The organism is Streptomyces sp. NPDC002790 (assembly GCF_040295505.1).
GTDB lineage: Bacteria > Actinomycetota > Actinomycetes > Streptomycetales > Streptomycetaceae > Streptomyces.
Window position 1 is genome coordinate 1 of sequence record NZ_JBEOVM010000089.1, and the last position, 16,489, is coordinate 16,489.

Annotated in this window: 12 protein-coding genes; 10 read left to right on the forward strand and 2 right to left on the reverse strand. The window is 70.8% G+C overall.

The features are described from left to right. Positions 1–105 precede the first annotated feature (105 nt). Positions 106–1,236: a glycosyltransferase family 4 protein gene (locus ABT004_RS28055; protein ID WP_351342226.1), complete on the forward strand. Its 1,131-nt coding sequence runs from the start codon at positions 106–108 to the stop codon at positions 1,234–1,236. Here the strand turns inward: ABT004_RS28055 and ABT004_RS28060 are convergent. Both ABT004_RS28060 and ABT004_RS28065 read right to left on the reverse strand, forming a co-directional pair. Further along, the gene (locus ABT004_RS28060; protein ID WP_351342228.1) at positions 1,233–2,906 is read right to left on the reverse strand and encodes a PucR family transcriptional regulator; all 1,674 of its coding nucleotides are present in this window, start codon (positions 2,904–2,906) and stop codon (positions 1,233–1,235) included. The two genes, ABT004_RS28055 and ABT004_RS28060, sit on opposite strands and share 4 nt — an antisense overlap. A gap of 62 nt (positions 2,907–2,968) precedes the next feature. Next, positions 2,969–4,777: a glycoside hydrolase family 15 protein gene (locus tag ABT004_RS28065; protein WP_351342266.1), complete on the reverse strand. Its 1,809-nt coding sequence runs from the start codon at positions 4,775–4,777 to the stop codon at positions 2,969–2,971. A gap of 522 nt (positions 4,778–5,299) precedes the next feature. Here ABT004_RS28065 and pyrG point away from each other — a divergent pair. The 9 genes from pyrG (at position 5,300) to ABT004_RS28110 (ending at position 16,484) form a co-directional block, all read left to right on the forward strand. Further along, positions 5,300–6,994, forward strand: coding sequence for a CTP synthase (gene pyrG / locus ABT004_RS28070; protein WP_351342229.1), 1,695 nt, complete (start codon positions 5,300–5,302; stop codon positions 6,992–6,994). 118 nt (positions 6,995–7,112) lie between these two features. Continuing rightward, positions 7,113–7,751 carry an NUDIX domain-containing protein gene (locus ABT004_RS28075; RefSeq protein WP_351342231.1) on the forward strand — a complete coding sequence of 213 codons (639 nt, stop codon included), beginning with the start codon at positions 7,113–7,115 and terminating at the stop codon, positions 7,749–7,751. A gap of 478 nt (positions 7,752–8,229) precedes the next feature. Further along, a complete protein-coding gene (locus ABT004_RS28080; protein ID WP_351342268.1) occupies positions 8,230–10,212 on the forward strand; it encodes a tetratricopeptide repeat protein in 1,983 nt (660 codons plus the stop codon). Between the two features lie 144 nt (positions 10,213–10,356). After that, the gene (gene ald, locus ABT004_RS28085; protein ID WP_351342233.1) at positions 10,357–11,472 is read left to right on the forward strand and encodes an alanine dehydrogenase; all 1,116 of its coding nucleotides are present in this window, start codon (positions 10,357–10,359) and stop codon (positions 11,470–11,472) included. 342 nt (positions 11,473–11,814) lie between these two features. Continuing rightward, entirely contained in the window at positions 11,815–12,993 is a 1,179-nt protein-coding gene (locus ABT004_RS28090) for a ParA family protein (RefSeq protein WP_351342235.1), read from the forward strand. Further along, positions 12,978–13,556, forward strand: a complete 579-nt coding sequence (locus ABT004_RS28095; protein ID WP_351342236.1) for a hypothetical protein — start codon at positions 12,978–12,980, stop codon at positions 13,554–13,556. The genes ABT004_RS28090 and ABT004_RS28095 overlap by 16 nt, the downstream gene beginning before the upstream one ends. Before the next feature lie 27 nt (positions 13,557–13,583). Then, positions 13,584–14,618: a segregation and condensation protein A gene (locus ABT004_RS28100; protein ID WP_351342238.1), complete on the forward strand. Its 1,035-nt coding sequence runs from the start codon at positions 13,584–13,586 to the stop codon at positions 14,616–14,618. A gap of 20 nt (positions 14,619–14,638) precedes the next feature. Further along, positions 14,639–15,280: an SMC-Scp complex subunit ScpB gene (gene scpB, locus ABT004_RS28105; protein ID WP_351342269.1), complete on the forward strand. Its 642-nt coding sequence runs from the start codon at positions 14,639–14,641 to the stop codon at positions 15,278–15,280. A gap of 10 nt (positions 15,281–15,290) precedes the next feature. Next, on the forward strand, positions 15,291–16,484 hold the full coding sequence (locus ABT004_RS28110; protein WP_351342240.1) for a pseudouridine synthase: 1,194 nt from the start codon (positions 15,291–15,293) through the stop codon (positions 16,482–16,484). Positions 16,485–16,489: the final 5 nt, after the last annotated feature.

The window sequence follows — 16,489 nt, forward strand, 5'->3', positions numbered from 1 at the left end:
GTTTGGGTCAGGCCAGACCCCACGAGCCCGGCCTGACCCAAACGACAGACCCTAGCCCCTTCCGTACCTACCGAATTCGCCGACACCCCTCAGGAGCCCGGCCGCGTGAGCCACCCCAGCAGCCCGTCAGCGCACGGAAAGCCGACGCTGCGCACCGTGCAGGTGCTGGGCGGCGGCAGCGCGGGCAGCAGTGCCCATGTCCGGTCCCTGACCGCGGGGTTGGTGGCCCGCGGGGTGCGTGTCACGGTGTGCGCGCCGATGGCGGCCGAGCGGGCGTACGGGTTCGCGGACGCGGGCGCGCACCACCTTCCGGTGCCGCGCCGCGGCGACCCGGCGTCCGTCGCCGCGCTCCGCGTCGCCTGCACCGACGCCGACCTCGTGCACGCGCACGGGCTGCACGCCTCGCTTCGTGCGGCCGTGGCGCTCAGCGGCCGCCGCGTCCCGCTCGTCGTCACCTGGCACACCCGCTCGCACGCCGAGGGCGCCCGCTCCCACCTGCTGCGCGCGCTGGAGCGGCGCGTGGCCAGGGCGGCGGCCGTCGTCCTCGGCACCTCCTCCGACCTGGTGGACCGGGCGCGGGCGCGCGGCGCGCGGGACGCCCGGCTCGCAGCGGTGTCCTTTCCGGCGCCGCACGGACCGCTCCCGCAGGGCGAGGAGGCCGAGCGCACCCGCAACAAGACGCGGGCCGAACTCGGCTGTGTGGACCGCCCGTTACTGATGGCCGTCGGCAGCCTGGAGCGGCACCGCGGGTACGACGTGCTGCTCGACGCCGCGCACGCGCTGCTCGGGCTCGACCCCGTGCCGCTGCTGGTGATCGCGGGGGAGGGCCCCGAGCGGCCCGCGCTCCAGCGGCGCATCGAGGCCGAGGGGCTGCCGGTGCGGCTCGCGGGGCGCCGCGGCGACGTGGCCGAACTGCTGCACGCGGCCGATGTCGCCGTGCTGCCCAGCAGTTGGGAGTCCCGCTCGCTGCTCGCGCAGGAGGCGCTGCACGCGCGCGTACCGCTCGTGGCGACGGATGTCGGCGGCGTCTCCGAACTGGTCGGGGACGGCGCGGAGTTGGTCCCCTCCGGAGACGCGCCCGCGCTCGCCCGCGCCGTGGCGGGGATCCTCGCCGACCCCGTGCGGCGCGAACAGCTCAAGGAACGAGGCTCCGCGCAGGCGGCGTCCTGGCCGACCGAGGATGCGACGGTCGCCCAAGTGCTCAGTGTCTATGACGAATTGACGGGCTTTCACTAGGGGGCCTGGGGCGTGGCCGGAGTGTGCCGGCGGGCCCGCAGCGCCAGGCTCAGCGCGAGCACCGTCTGCGGATCGTCCAGGTCCGTGCCGAGCAACTCGCCTATCCGCGCGAGGCGGTTGTAGAGCGTCTGCCGGTTCAGATGGAGTTCGCGCGCCGTCTCCGCCTTGCGGCCCGCGTGCGCCAGATAGGTCTGGAGCGTGGGCAGCAGCGGCGGCTTCGCCCGTCTGTCGTGCTCCTGGAGCGGGCCGATCGCCCGCTCCACGAACGCCGCAAGGTCCGGATGCTCCCGCAGCCGCCACAGCAGCAGGTCGATGTCGAGGCGCCGCGCGTCGAACCACGGCCGGTCGTCCAGGCCCTGCGCCGCCGTCGCCGTCTCCGCCGCGTGCCGCAGCCCTGCCGCCGCCGCGGCCCAGCCGCCCGCCCCGCCGACCACCACGACCGGCGGCAGCGCGCCCGCCCGCTGCATCCCGGCTCGCGCAACGCCCGCCCGCAGCGCCGCCGCGACCCGGTCCGCGACCGCGGCCCGCTCCGACTCAGAGCGGAGCCCGAGCAGCAGCGGCACCCGCCCCTCCACAGGGCGCACGCCGAGCAGCGCCGGCACCCCGACCGAGGCCAGCTCCTCGGATACGGCCCGCGCGAGCACCGCCCAGCCGCCGCCCGGCGAAAGCCCCATGCCGGTCTCCGGCAACCGCATCACCACCGGCAGCAGCGGCCCGCTCCCGGTCGGCTTGAAGCCGAGGACGCGGGCCTGCGCCGGGGCGTCGTCCGGCGCGATCCGGCCCTCCGCGAGGTCGGTGAGGAAGTCGCCGCGCCCGCGCGCGGCCAGCTCCTCCTCCTGGCGGGCCTGCATCAGCACCACGGCGAGCGACCCGGCGGCCCGCTCCGCGGCGATCCGGTGCACGGGCGCGAGCGCCCCCGACACGGGCAGCAGCACGAGCCTGGCCCGTACGGAACCCGCTCCGGGGCCGCCGCCCGGCACATCCACGAGGACGGCGCCGCCCGGCGGCTCGTCCTGGTGCGTGCCGCGCATGCCCTCCCACACCTGGAGCGGATCGGTGATGTCGTCCTCGGCCCCGGCGGCGTAGAGCAGTTGGCCGTCGGCGGTCTCAAGGAAGACCGGGTTCCCGCTGAACTCGGCCAGAATCCGCAGGACTTGAGGCACTCCGCCGCCGCCAAGGAGGGCGTCCGTGCAGCGCCGGTGGACCTCCTCCGCCCGCTGCAACAGCGCGTAATGACCGTTGACGATCTCGGTGTGGATCTCCTCCGTCACCGTCACGAACGGCACCTCGCGGTGCAGTTGCACCAGCGGAAGGCCCGCCGCCCGCGCCGTCTCCACGAGGGCCGCGGGCAGCCGCGCGAACCGCTGGCCCAGCTCGATGACGAGTGCGGCGATGCCCCGCTCGGCCAGCTTGCGCACGAAGGCGCGCTGTTCGGCGGGGCGCGTCCCGACCCCGTAGCCCGTGGTCAGCAGCAGTTCGCCGCCCTTGAGCAGCGACGCGATGTTCGGCACCTCACCGGCGTGCACCCAGCGCACGGTCCGCTGCAGCCGCTCCCCGCCCGCCACCACCTCGGGCAGCCCGCTGCGCAGCCCGGGCAGTTCCAGGGCGCGCCGCACGGTGATGCCGCCGGGCGAGGAGAAGGCGGAGAACTCGGGCGAGGTGCTGTCCATGACACGGACGCTACCGGCGCACACGCCCGTGCAACATCTCCGCCCCCGCCCGTTCCCGCGCTCTACCCTGCGTACGCGCCCGAAGACGTCAGCCGCAGTGCCGTGTCGATCAGTGGCACGTGGCTGAACGCCTGCGGGAAGTTGCCGACCTGGCGCTGCAGCCGCGGATCCCACTCCTCGGCGAGCAGGCCCAGGTCGTTGCGGAGCGCGAGCAGCCTCTCGAACAGCTTGCGGGCCTCGTCGACCCGGCCGATCATCGCGAGGTCGTCCGCCATCCAGAACGAGCAGGCGAGGAACGCCCCTTCGTCACCCGGAAGACCGTCGACACCGGCGTCGTCGCCGTCCGTCGGGTACCGCATGATGAAGCCGTCCGGCGTCGACAGTTCCCGCTGGATCGCCTCGATGGTGCCGATGACCCGCTTGTCGTCGGGCGGCAGGAAGCCCATCTGCGGAATCAGCAGCAGCGACGCGTCCAGCTCCTTGCTGCCGTACGACTGAGTGAAGGTGTTGCGCTCCTTGTCGTAGCCCTTCTCGCAGACGTCCCGGTGGATGTCGTCGCGCAGGTCGCGCCACTTCTCCAGCGGGCCGTCCGCGTCCCCGGACTCGATGAGCTTGATGGTGCGGTCCACGGCCACCCATGCCATGACCTTCGAGTGCACGAAGTGCCGGCGCGGACCGCGCACCTCCCAGATGCCCTCGTCCGGCTCGTCCCAGTGGCCTTCGAGGTACCGGATGAGCTTGAGCTGGAGCAGCGAGGCGTAGTCGTTCCTCGTGAGGCCCGTCATGTGCGCCAGGTGCAGCGCCTCGGTGACCTCGCCGTACACGTCGAGCTGGAGCTGGCCCGCCGCCCCGTTCCCGACGCGTACGGGCGTCGAGTTCTCGTAGCCGGGCAGCCAGTCGAGCTCGGCCTCGCCCAACTCCCGCTCGCCCGCGATGCCGTACATGATCTGCAGGTTCTCCGGGTCGCCCGCGACCGCCCGCAGCAGCCACTCGCGCCAGGCCCGCGCCTCCTCCCGGTACCCGGTGCGCAGTAGGGAGGAGAGGGTGATGGCGGCGTCCCGCAACCACGTGTACCGGTAGTCCCAGTTCCGTACGCCGCCGATCTCCTCGGGCAGCGAGGTCGTCGGCGCGGCGACGATGCCGCCGGTCGGCGCGTAGGTCAGGGCCTTGAGGGTGATGAGCGAGCGGACGACGGCCTCGCGGTACGGGCCGTGGTACGTGCCGTGCTCCACCCACTGCTGCCAGAACTCCTCCGTCGCCGCGAGGGCGGACTCGGGGTCGGGCACCGGCGGCTGCCCCTTGTGCGAGGGCTGCCACTGGATGGTGAAGGCGACCCGGTCACCGGGCGCCACCGTGAAGTCCGAGTACGTCGTCAGGTCCTTGCCGTACGTCTCGGTCTCCGAGTCCAGCCACACGGAGTCGGGCCCGGCCACGGCGACCGTACGGCCGTCCACCTTGTGCACCCAGGGAGTGATCCGGCCGTAGCTGAAGCGCATGCGCAGCGCGGAGCGCATCGGCACGCGCCCGCTCACGCCCTCCACGATCCGGGTCAGTTGGGGTGCGCCGTCGCGCGGCGGCATGAAGTCGGTGACCCGGACGGTGCCGCGGGGCGTGTCCCACTCCGACTCCAGGACGAGCGTGTCGCCGCGATATCCGCGCCGCGCCGCTCTCGGTGGCTCGGCATCGGACGCGTGGGCGGGACCCAGGCGCCAGAAGCCGTGGTCCTCGGTGCCGAGCAACCCGGCGAAAATGGCATGCGAGTCGAAGCGGGGCAGGCACAGCCAGTCGACTGTGCCGTCCCGGCAGACCAGGGCGGCGGTCTGCATGTCTCCGATGAGTGCGTAATCCTCGATGCGCCCGGCCACGTGCATCTCCAGTCGAACGGCCACGGTTGCAGGAAAAAGGTGGAGCGAAAGGTTGTGGGGTGAGGGATGAGACGACGGATCGTGCTGTCCCGTTGATACGCCGTCCGGATACGTGCTTGTCAAACGAACTGATGAGCCGGTCGTTCCGGGTGGGATCGCGGCGAACGGACGGAGTGTTCCGATGCACGGTGGGGTACGGGCGGGGGTGTTGCCGTCGTGACGCCGTTTTCCGTTGTGACTCGCCAGCCGAGTGTCCGAGCAGGATACGACGCGCTCAAGTGATCCGCGTGCCGCTCACTGCATCGCGTCTGGGCCGTACGGGTGAGTGTCAGGACCTTGTCCCACCTGCGTGGTGGGCCGTGCGCGGAGCGTGGCCGGAAGCAGCCTCCTCTTGTCGCTGATACCCTGGTAGCCCGTGAGCCGGTGGTCATAGAACCCCCGAACCGCAGCGACGGCGCCTCCCGAAAACTCGGGCGAGCGCGTCGGCCCGCACCCCACGACCGCGACCACGGGAGCCCCCTCTTGGCCATGCAGCCGAAATCCTCGACGACCAAGCACATCTTCGTCACTGGGGGTGTCGCCTCGTCCCTCGGTAAGGGCCTCACCGCCTCCAGCCTCGGCATGCTGCTCAAGGCCCGTGGCCTCCGCGTCGTCATGCAGAAGCTCGACCCGTACCTGAATGTCGACCCTGGCACGATGAACCCCTTCCAGCACGGCGAGGTGTTCGTCACCAACGACGGCGCCGAGACCGACCTGGACATCGGCCACTACGAGCGCTTCCTCGACATCGACTTCGACGGCTCGGCCAACGTGACCACCGGCCAGGTGTACTCGCAGGTCATCGCCAAGGAGCGGCGCGGCGAGTACCTGGGCGACACCGTCCAGGTCATCCCGCACATCACGAACGAGATCAAGCACCGCATCCGCCGCATGGCGACGGACGAGGTCGACGTCGTGATCACCGAGGTCGGCGGCACCGTCGGCGACATCGAGTCGCTGCCGTTCCTGGAGACCGTCCGCCAGGTCCGCCACGAGGTCGGCCGTGACAACGTGCTGGTCGTCCACATTTCCCTCCTGCCGTACATCGGTCCTTCGGGTGAGTTGAAGACGAAGCCGACGCAGCACTCGGTTGCGGCTCTGCGCAACATCGGTATCCAGCCGGACGCCATCGTGCTGCGCAGCGACCGTGAGGTCCCGACCGCGATCAAGCGCAAGATCAGCCTGATGTGCGACGTCGACGAGGCCGCGGTCGTCGCCTGCCCCGACGCCCCCTCGATCTACGACATCCCGAAGGTCGTGCACGCAGAGGGCCTGGACGCGTACGCCGTCCGCAAGCTGGACCTGCCGTTCCGAGACGTGGACTGGACGCAGTGGGACGATCTGCTCGGCCGCGTCCACAAGCCGGACCACGAGATCGTCATGGCCCTGGTCGGCAAGTACATCGACCTGCCCGACGCCTACCTGTCGGTGACCGAGGCGCTGCGCGCGGGCGGCTTCGCCAACCGGGCCAAGGTCAAGATCAAGTGGGTCACCTCGGACGACTGCAAGACGCCGGCCGGTGCCAAGAAGACGCTCGGCGACGTCGACGCGATCTGCATCCCCGGCGGCTTCGGCGACCGCGGCGTGGCCGGCAAGGTCGGCGCGATCCAGTTCGCCCGCGAGAACAAGATCCCGCTGCTCGGTCTCTGCCTGGGCCTGCAGTGCACGGTGATCGAGGCCGCGCGGAACCTGGCCGACATCCCGGACGCCAACTCGACGGAGTTCGACGCCGCGACCGCCCACCCGGTCATCTCGACCATGGCGGAGCAGCTCGACATCGTCGCCGGTGAAGGCGACATGGGCGGCACGATGCGGCTCGGCATGTACCCGGCGAAGCTCGCCGAGGGCTCCATCGTGCGCGAGGTGTACGACAACAAGGAGTACGTCGAGGAGCGCCACCGTCACCGCTACGAGGTGAACAACGCGTACCGCGCCGAGCTGGAGAAGAAGGCGGGCCTGCAGTTCTCCGGCGTCTCCCCGGACGGCAAGCTCGTCGAGTACGTCGAGTACCCGCGCGAGGTCCACCCGTACCTGGTCGCCACGCAGGCGCACCCGGAGCTGCGCTCGCGTCCGACGCGTCCGCACCCGCTGTTCGCCGGTCTGGTGAAGGCGGCCGTGGAGCTCAAGGTCGCTGCCGCGAAGGGCGGCTCGGCCGGTTCCGCGGGGGCCAAGAAGGCCAAGTAAGGGCTCTGCGGGGCCTGTCGCACCAGCGATGTACGGTTACCGGGGTGTACGCCTTTTTGCGGCGTGCGCCCCGGTTTCTTATGAGTACCGCTCATGCGTACGTAGGAGGGCTTTCGGTATGACGGCCAACACGCCGCTCGTGGACACCGCCGAGGAGTGGGAGGTCCGGGCGACCGACACCCCCTTCGTCGGGAACAAGACCTCCGTGCGCACGGACGACGTCGTGATGCCGGACGGCTCCGTCGCCCGGCGCGACTACCAGGTGCACCCCGGCTCGGTGGCCGTGGTGGCCCTCGACGACCAGGACCGGGTGCTCCTCCTCAAGCAGTACCGGCACCCCGTGAGCATGAAGCTCTGGGAGATCCCGGCGGGCCTGCTCGACATCCCCGGTGAGAATCCGCTGCACGCGGCGCAGCGCGAGCTGTACGAAGAGGTGCACGTCAAGGCCGAGGACTGGCGGGTCCTCACGGACGTCTACACGACGCCGGGCGGTTGCTCCGAGGCCGTACGCATCTTCCTCGCGCGGGACCTCTCCGAGGCGGACGGCGAGCGGTTCGAGGTGGAGGAGGAAGAGGCGGACATGGAGTTCGCGCGGGTGCCTCTGGCGGAGCTGGTGCGGGGTGTGCTCGCGGGTGAGCTGCACAACAACTGCCTTGTGGTAGGCGCGCTTTCGCTTGCGGCGGCTCTGGCGGGTGACGGTCTTGACGCCCTCCGCCCGGCGCTGGCGGAGTGGCCGGCGAGGCCCTTCGAGGCGTAACCCCTCCGGGGTGGGCCGAATCAAGCCCCTGCGGCGATTGAGCAGCGGGGTCCGGGGCGGAGCCCCGGGACCGTAACCACGCCGGGGCATGGGCCTCCGATTCGGCGCGCGGCACCGGGGGCCGCCTTGCCCACCCTGCCGCCCGATGGGGTCTCCCCTGCTCGAGGTTGTTCGAGAGCTTGGGGAAGGCAGATTGCCCAAGGCGGCGGAGCCGGTCGGACCATCCGCTGATCCGATCAGGCGACATGGGCGCGCCGTCCGCCAGGGGGAGCCGGATCCGCTCAACTAGGCTCGGGAACGCCCCTGCCGATCCCCGCCAGGGGCTGGGTGAGACGGAGCGTGGCCCGTGACGGATCAGGCGGTCGAGTCGGACGACGTGACGGAGGTCGATTCGGCCCCCGGACGGTCCCGCAAGCGGCGTCGCACCCGTCGGGGAAAAGAGGTGGCGGAGCGTCAGTTCCTGGGGCGCAAGCGGGAGTTGGCTCAGCTCAGGTCCGACATCGAGCGGGCCGGGCTCGACACGCTCTCGGGGCGCAAGACGCCGCGTGCCCGGGTGCTCCTGATCGCCGGCCGCCCGGGCACGGGACGTACCGCCCTCGCCGAAGAACTGTTGCGGGACGTCCGCGAGCAGTACCCGGACGGCACCCTCCAGACCCGCCTCACTGCCCCCGACGGCACCCCCGTCCCCACCGAACGTGTCCTGCGCGATCTGCTCGACGCCCTCGAACTCCCCGCCCCGCCGGGCGAGACCGCCGACGACCTGTCCGAGCGGCTGCGCGAGGGCCTCGCGGTGCGCCGCGTGGTGCTGCTGCTCGACGACGCGGTCAGCGCCGAGCAGGTCGACCCGCTGCTCCCCGACACCCCGGACTGCCTCGCCGTGGCCGTGGCCGAGGGCCCGCTCACCGGCATCCCGGACGTGCGGCCCTGCACGCTCGGGGGCCTCGACACCAAGGCCGCCCTCGAACTCCTCACCCGGCACACCGGTTCGGTCCGTGTCACCTGCGACCCGCGCTCGGCGGAGTCCCTGGTGGAGCTGTGCGGGGCGGGACCCGCCGCCCTGGAGATCGCGGGGGGCTGGCTCGCCGCGCGCCCCAAGGAGTCCGTCGCCGATCTGGCCAAGCAGCTGCACGCCTTGGAGCCGGACGGTTCCGCCCTCGCGCGCGTGTTCCGGTTCGCCTACGAGTCATTGCCCGGTCCCGCCGCCCGGATACTGCGCTACCTGTGCCTCGCCCCCGAGGCCTGCGTCGACCCGCACACCGCGTCGGCGCTCGCCGGCTGCTCGGTCGCGGCGGCCCACTCCACCCTCGACGCCTTCGTCACGCTCGGCCTGGTCCGCGGCGTGGACTCCGAGCTGCCGCAGTACGAGGTGCCGGGCTGCCTCGCGCCGTTCCTGCGCGGCCTCACCGAGACCGTCGACCGTCCTGCCGAGGTGCAGCTGGCCCGCGCCCGGATGCTGGAGCGGACCGTGCGGCTGCTCACCTCGTGCCGCGCCGTCACCGAGCCCTTCGACTCTCCGGCCCGCAAGAAGCTCGCGGGACTGCCGAGCGCCCTGCGCTTCGCCGACCGGGAGGCGGCCGCCGAGTGGCTGCGCGCGCGGCAGCCCGCGCTGCTCGCCGCGGCCCGCCTCGCCGTCGCCGACGGGGAGTTGGACACGCTGGCCCGGCGCCTCCTGGCCGCTCTCGTACGGGCGATGGTGGCGCACCGGGGGACCGAGGACGCGGCGGCCGAGCTGTACGGGATCCACCGGCTCGTGCTCGACGTCGCCGAGCGCAGGAACCTGCCGAGGGAGAAGGCCGCGGCCCTGCTCAACCTCGCCGACCTCGACGCCAGGACCGGCCGCACGCACGAGGCGCTGGCCCGCTACCGGGCCGCTCTCGACGCGGGGCGCGCCGCGCGGGACCCGTACGCGACGGGCCGCGCGATGGAATCCGTAGGCGGCGCCCACCAGTCGCTCGGGGACTGGCAGCGGGCCGCCGACTGGTACGGGCGGGCCCTCGCCCAGCGGCTCACGCGAGGCGAGCGGGCCGACGCCGCGCGCCTCCATGGACGTATCGCGGGAGTCCACACCTACGCGGGCCGCTACGGCGAGGCGCAGCGGTCCCTGCGCTCGGCCGTCGCCGGGTACCGCAAGGAGGGCGATGTGCCCGCGCAGGCACGGGCGTTGAGCGAACTGGCGCGGGTGCTCGAATACGCAGGCCGGCCCGAGGAGTCGCTGCACACCTGCCAGGAGGCGGTCGAGTGGGCGCGCCAGGCCGGGGACGTACGGCTGCAGGCCGCGCTCCAGCTGCGCCTCGCCGACACGCTGGACCGGCTCGGCGACCCCGCCGCCGCCAAGCTGCACCGGGGTGCGGCCGAGCGCATGCTGGGAGAGGAGCTCACCGGCGCTGTCGGAGCGGAAGCAGATCCTTCGGAACAAGCCGCTAACACCTGCGAAATCCGTAGCACATCCGCAGAAGATTGATGCATCGAAAGGCTAGACAGCTCAAAGACCTTCATTAGACTGGCTCTGCCGCGGCCATCCGTGGCGTCTCCCGGTGCGTCCTGCGGTGTGCCGGTATGCAGTGCATTGCCCGTTGAATCCCTGAGCCAAGGACCGTGATCGACGATGAAGGTCGGCATCCCCCGCGAGGTCAAGAACAACGAGTTCCGGGTGGCCATCACCCCCGCCGGCGTCCATGAGCTGGTACGCCACGGCCACCAGGTCTTCGTCGAGCAGAACGCCGGAGTGGGCTCCTCGATCACGGACGACGAGTACGTCTCGGCCGGTGCGCGGATCCTCCCCACCGCCGACGAGGTCTGGGCCACGGCGGACCTGCTGCTGAAGGTCAAGGAGCCGATCGCGGAGGAGTACCACCGCCTCCGTAAGGACCAGACGCTCTTCACGTACCTGCACCTGGCCGCGTCCAAGGAGTGCACGGACGCGCTCCTGGAGTCGGGCACGACCGCCATCGCGTACGAGACGGTCGAGACCGCGAACCGCCAGCTGCCGCTGCTCGCCCCGATGTCCGAGGTCGCGGGCCGTCTCGCCCCGCAGGTCGGCGCCTACCACCTGCTGGCCGCCAACGGGGGCCGCGGTGTGCTGCCCGGCGGCGTTCCCGGTGTGCACGCGGGCAAGGCCGTCGTCATCGGCGGTGGCGTCTCCGGCTGGAACGCCGCGACGATCGCCATCGGCATGGGCTTCCATGTGACCCTGCTCGACAAGGACATCAATAAGCTTAAGGAAGCCGACAAGATCTTCGGCACGAAGATCCAGACGGTCGTCTCCAACGCCTTCGAGCTGGAGAAGGCATGCCTGGAGGCCGACCTCGTCGTCGGCGCCGTTCTGATCCCCGGCGCCAAGGCGCCGAAGCTGGTCACCAACGAGCTCGTGTCCCGCATGAAGCCCGGGAGTGTCCTTGTCGACATCGCGATCGACCAGGGCGGCTGCTTCGAGGACTCACACGCGACCACGCACGCCGAGCCGACCTTCAAGGTGCACAATTCGGTCTTCTACTGCGTCGCCAACATGCCCGGCGCGGTGCCGAACACGTCGACGTACGCGCTGACCAACGCCACGCTCCCGTACATCGTTGAGCTGGCCAATCGCGGCTGGGCCGAGGCTCTGCGCCGCGACGCGGCCCTCGCCCTGGGCCTCAACACCCATGACGGCAAGGTCGTTTATAAGGAGGTCGCGGAGGCGCACGGCCTCGAGCACCTCGAGCTGGAGAGCCTCCTCGGCTGACCCGCCTCGAGGGCGACGTCAACAAAAGTCGTCAATCTCACGCCTACGGCCGGACCTTGCGAGGGGTCCGGCCGTACGTGTAGGGGAAAGGTACGGGTCCGGACATGGTCAACTCGCCTTGAACGTAACCCTTTACCCGATTCGCACGGCGACGAAATGCACCGAAGAGCCGTCGTACGCCCTTGACATGAGGGTGTTTCGTTACCGACACATCGTGCCGGGTCCGGCGGATTGTGTTGCTGCGGAGTGGTGACACGCCATAGAGTCGCCAACCGTCGGCATGGTGCCACGCTGACCTATCGATAAATGTTCCTGGCTACATCCAAGGAGGTAAGACGACTTGTGAATGAGTCGACATTTACTCCCGGAGGTGGCCAGCCAGGCGGACAGGTTCCCGCGGGGCTTCAGGCTGTCGGCCCCGTCGCTGTGCGTACCTTCACTGCCCACCAGAGCAGTTATCAGGGCATCCCCCAGCAGACGCCGACGCAGACAGCAGCCCAGAGCATGGATGGCCATCACGTGAACGCCATGGCCGGAGACCGAAGTGGCGACACACAAAGCCACTTCGCCGACTACGACGCCCTGCCCGAGGGGTCTTTCTACGACCCCGACGCCGAATACGAGCCGGACCCCGAGTACGCGGCCACGCTCGCACCCGACGCTGCACGCCAGCGCCGCGAGCGCGTCGGCCCCACCGGGCGTCCACTGCCGTACTTCCCGATTCCAGGACCGCTGACGGACCACGGCCCGGCGAAGATCATCGCGATGTGCAACCAGAAGGGCGGCGTCGGCAAGACCACGTCGACCATCAACCTGGGTGCCGCGCTCGCCGAGTACGGCCGCCGGGTCCTGCTCGTCGACTTCGATCCACAGGGAGCCCTGTCGGTCGGCCTCGGCGTGAACCCGATGGAGCTCGACCTCACGGTCTACAACCTGCTCATGGAGCGGGGGATGGCCGCGGACGAGGTCCTGCTGAAGACCGCGGTTCCGAACATGGACCTGCTTCCCAGCAATATCGACTTGTCCGCTGCCGAGGTGCAGTTGGTCAGCGAGGTGGCGCGCGAGTCCACGTTGCAGCGGGCGCTCAAGCCGCTGATGGCCGACTACGACTACATCGTGATCGACTGTCAGCCCTCGCTCGGCCTGCTGACCGTGAACGCGCTGACGGCCGCTCACAAGGTCATCGTCCCGCTGGAGTGCGAGTTCTTCGCGCTGCGTGGTGTGGCCCTGCTGACCGAGACGATCGAGAAGGTCCAGGAGCGGCTCAACCCGGACCTGGAGCTCGACGGGATCCTCGCCACCATGTACGACTCGCGGACCGTGCACAGCCGTGAGGTGCTCGCGCGCGTGGTCGAGGCGTTCGACGACAACGTCTACCACACGGTGATCGGCAGAACCGTTCGCTTCCCGGAGACCACGGTCGCCGGTGAGCCGATCACCACGTACGCCTCGAACTCGGTCGGTGCCGCGGCCTATCGCCAGCTCGCCAGGGAGGTGCTCGCCCGGTGTCACGCCGAGTGAGTCTGCCGGGGGCCGACGAACTGTTCCGTACGACCGGGGGCATGGGGCTGCAATCGTCGTCGCCACGACGCCCGGCGAACGGGGAGGCGCGGGTCCCCCCGCCTGCCGGGGAGAGCGACGAGGCGGCGGCCTCGTCCGACAGCGAAGAGGAGGCGGGACCCGCCTCCTCCGGTTCCGGTGAGCACTCCGCCGCCGAGGCCGAGTCGGACGCCGGGTCGCGGACCCGCGGCGCCGCCGCGGACGGCGCGGAGAAGGCGGGGCGCAGGGCCTCCGGGGCGCAGGAAGGTTCCGGTGGGCGAGGCTCGTCCGCTGCGGCGCGGAAGCGGGCGCGTGCGGCCAACCGGCGGCCCAGTGGGCGTGAGCGGCACGACGAGAAGATCACCGTGTACGTCTCCGCCGAGGAACTGATGGACCTCGAGCACGCGCGGCTCGTGCTGCGCGGTGAGCACGGGCTCGCGGTCGACCGGGGGCGCATCGTGCGCGAGGCGGTCGCCGTGGTCCTGGCCGACCTGGAGTCCCGTGGGGACGCGAGCATTCTTGTGCGTCGGCTGCGGGGGCGCTAGGCGCTGGGCGGGTAGCGTCCTGGGTTGATGTCCGTCAACGAATCCTCCGGTCCGCCGTCGCAGCCGCCGTCGGCGGGTCGTCGGCGTGCGCTCGGCCGGGGTGCGGTCTCTGCACCTGAGCCGGTGCCGGTGCCGTCGGAGCCTTCGGGCGGGACCGGGGGCCGCCTTGCCCACCCTGCCGCCCAAGGCGGCAGCTTGCCCAAGGCGGCGGAGTCGGCGGAGGCTGAGGCCGAGGTCGATGACGGGAAGTTCAAGGTTCGGCTCGATAATTTCGAGGGGCCGTTCGATCTTCTGCTGCAGCTCATCTCCCGGCACAAGCTCGATGTCACCGAGGTCGCGCTGTCCAAGGTCACCGATGAGTTCATGGCCCACATCCGGGCCATGGGGGCCGACTGGGACCTCGACCAGACGACGGAGTTCCTCGTCGTCGCCGCGACACTGCTCGATCTGAAGGCCGCCCGCCTGCTGCCCACCGCCGAGGTGGAGGACGAGGCCGACCTGGCCCTCCTGGAGGCGCGGGACCTGCTGTTCGCGCGGCTGCTGCAGTACCGCGCGTACAAACAGATCGCCGATATCTTCAGCGGGCGTCTTGAGGACGAGGCGCGGCGCTATCCGCGGACCGTCGGGCTCGAACCGCACCACGCCGAGCTGCTGCCCGACGTCGTCATCAACATCGGCGCCGAGGGATTCGCCAAGCTGGCCGTGAAGGCGATGCAGCCGAAGCCCAAGCCCCAGGTGTACGTGGAGCACATCCACGCGCCGCTGGTGAGCGTGCAGGAGCAGGCCCAGTACGTGGTGGCCCGGCTGAAGGAGGTCGGCGAGGCCCCGTTCCGGGAGCTCGTGGCCGACACCGACGACACGCTCACCGTCGTCGCCCGGTTCCTCGCGCTGCTCGAGCTGTACCGGGAGAAGGCCGTGGGGCTGGAGCAGGAGACCGCGCTCGGGGAGCTGATCGTGCGCTGGACCGGCGGCGACGGCGTCGAGGAGCCCGTGGTCACGGACGAGTTCGACCGGGCGCCGGAGGTGCCCGAGGTGCCCGAGCGGAAGGAGGCCGCCCCGTGAGTGAGCACGTGAGCGAGCGCATGAGCGAGCAGGACCCCGGTGGCGTGGCGGAGCTCGACCTCAAGCCCGCCCTGGAAGCCGTACTCATGGTGGTCGACGAACCCGCCACCGAGGAGCATCTGGCCAAGATCCTGCAGCGGCCCAGGAGGGCCGTGAGCGACGCTCTGCGGGAGCTGGCCGACGAGTACCGCATGCAGGGGCGCGGCTTCGAGCTGCGGCTCGTGGCGGGCGGCTGGCGGTTCTACACCCGGCCCGAGTACGCCGCCGCCGTCGAGGGCTTCGTGTTGGACGGGCAGGTGGCGAGGCTCACTCAGGCGGCTCTGGAGACCCTCGCCGTCGTCGCGTACCGGCAGCCGGTCAGCCGTTCCCGGGTCTCCGCGGTGCGCGGAGTGAACTGTGACGGGGTCATGAGGACCCTGTTGCAGCGGGGTCTGGTGGAGGAGGCGGGCGCGGAACCCGAAACAGGTGCGATCCTGTACAGGACGACGAACTATTTCCTGGAGCGGATGGGCCTGCGCGGCCTGGACGAACTGCCGGAACTCGCGCCCTTCCTCCCCGAGGCGGACGCGATCGAGGGCGATACGCAGGAAGGGATTCCGTCGTTCGACCCGGACGCACCCGATGCACCGGGTTCGGAGTCCATCGAGCAGACAGCCGACTAACGGAAATTTGATGCGAAGCAGTAGCGGCAGGAACAGCAGCGGAAACAACGGCGGGAGCCGTGGTGGCAACAGCAGCGGCCGCGGCGGGAACAGCGGGGGCCGCGGTAACCAGCGCGGCGCCGGCAACAACCGCGACGACAGGCGCGGCGGCAGCAGCAACCGCGACGACAGGCGTGATGACAAGCGCGACGACAAGCGTGACGACAGGCCCGCTCGCCCGAAGCGGCCGCGCCCCGAGGAGAGGCTCTACGACGTAGGCCCGAACGCCTCGAGGGAGGGTTCGAAGTCGGGCCGCGGCGCCTCCGCGCGCGGTGGTGCCAAGGGCGGGCCCAAGCGCGGGCAGCAGCCGCCCACGGGCCGGGCCGCGCGTACGGCTCCCTCCCGTTCGCGTGAGTACGAGACGCGGACCGAGGAGCGCAACCGCGAGCGGTACGCGGGCAAGCCGGAGGTCAAGCTCCCGAAGACCTTCCCGGGCGCCGAGCAGGAGGGCGAGCGGCTGCAGAAGGTGCTGGCCCGTGCCGGTTACGGCTCGCGGCGCGCCTGCGAGGAGCTGGTCGACGAGTCCCGTGTCGAGGTCAACGGCGAGATCGTGGTCGAGCAGGGGCTGCGCGTCGACACGGAGAAGGACGAGATCAAGGTCGACGGCCTGACCGTGGCCACGCAGTCGTACCAGTTCTTCGCGCTGAACAAGCCGGTTGGTGTCGTCTCCACGATGGAGGACAACGAGGGGCGGCAGTGTCTCGGGGACTACACGAACAACCGTGAGACGCGGCTCTTCCACGTCGGACGGCTGGACACCGAGACCGAGGGCGTCATCCTGCTCACCAACCACGGTGAGCTGGCCCACCGCCTCACACACCCCAAGTACGGCGTGAAGAAGGTCTACCTCGCGCACCTCGTGGGCCCGATCCCGCGCGACCTGGGCAAGCGGCTCAAGGACGGCATCGAGCTGGAGGACGGGTACGCGCGTGCGGACCACTTCCGCATCGTCGAGCAGACCGGCAAGAACTACCTGGTCGAGGTCACCCTGCACGAGGGGCGCAAGCACATCGTGCGGCGGATGCTGGCCGAGGCCGGCTTCCCGGTCGACAAGCTGGTGCGGGTCGCCTTCGGCCCGATCACGCTGGGCGACCAGAAGTCGGGCTGGCTGCGGCGGCTCTCGAACACCGAGGTCGGCATGCTGATGCAGGAGGTCGACCTGTAGGTCGT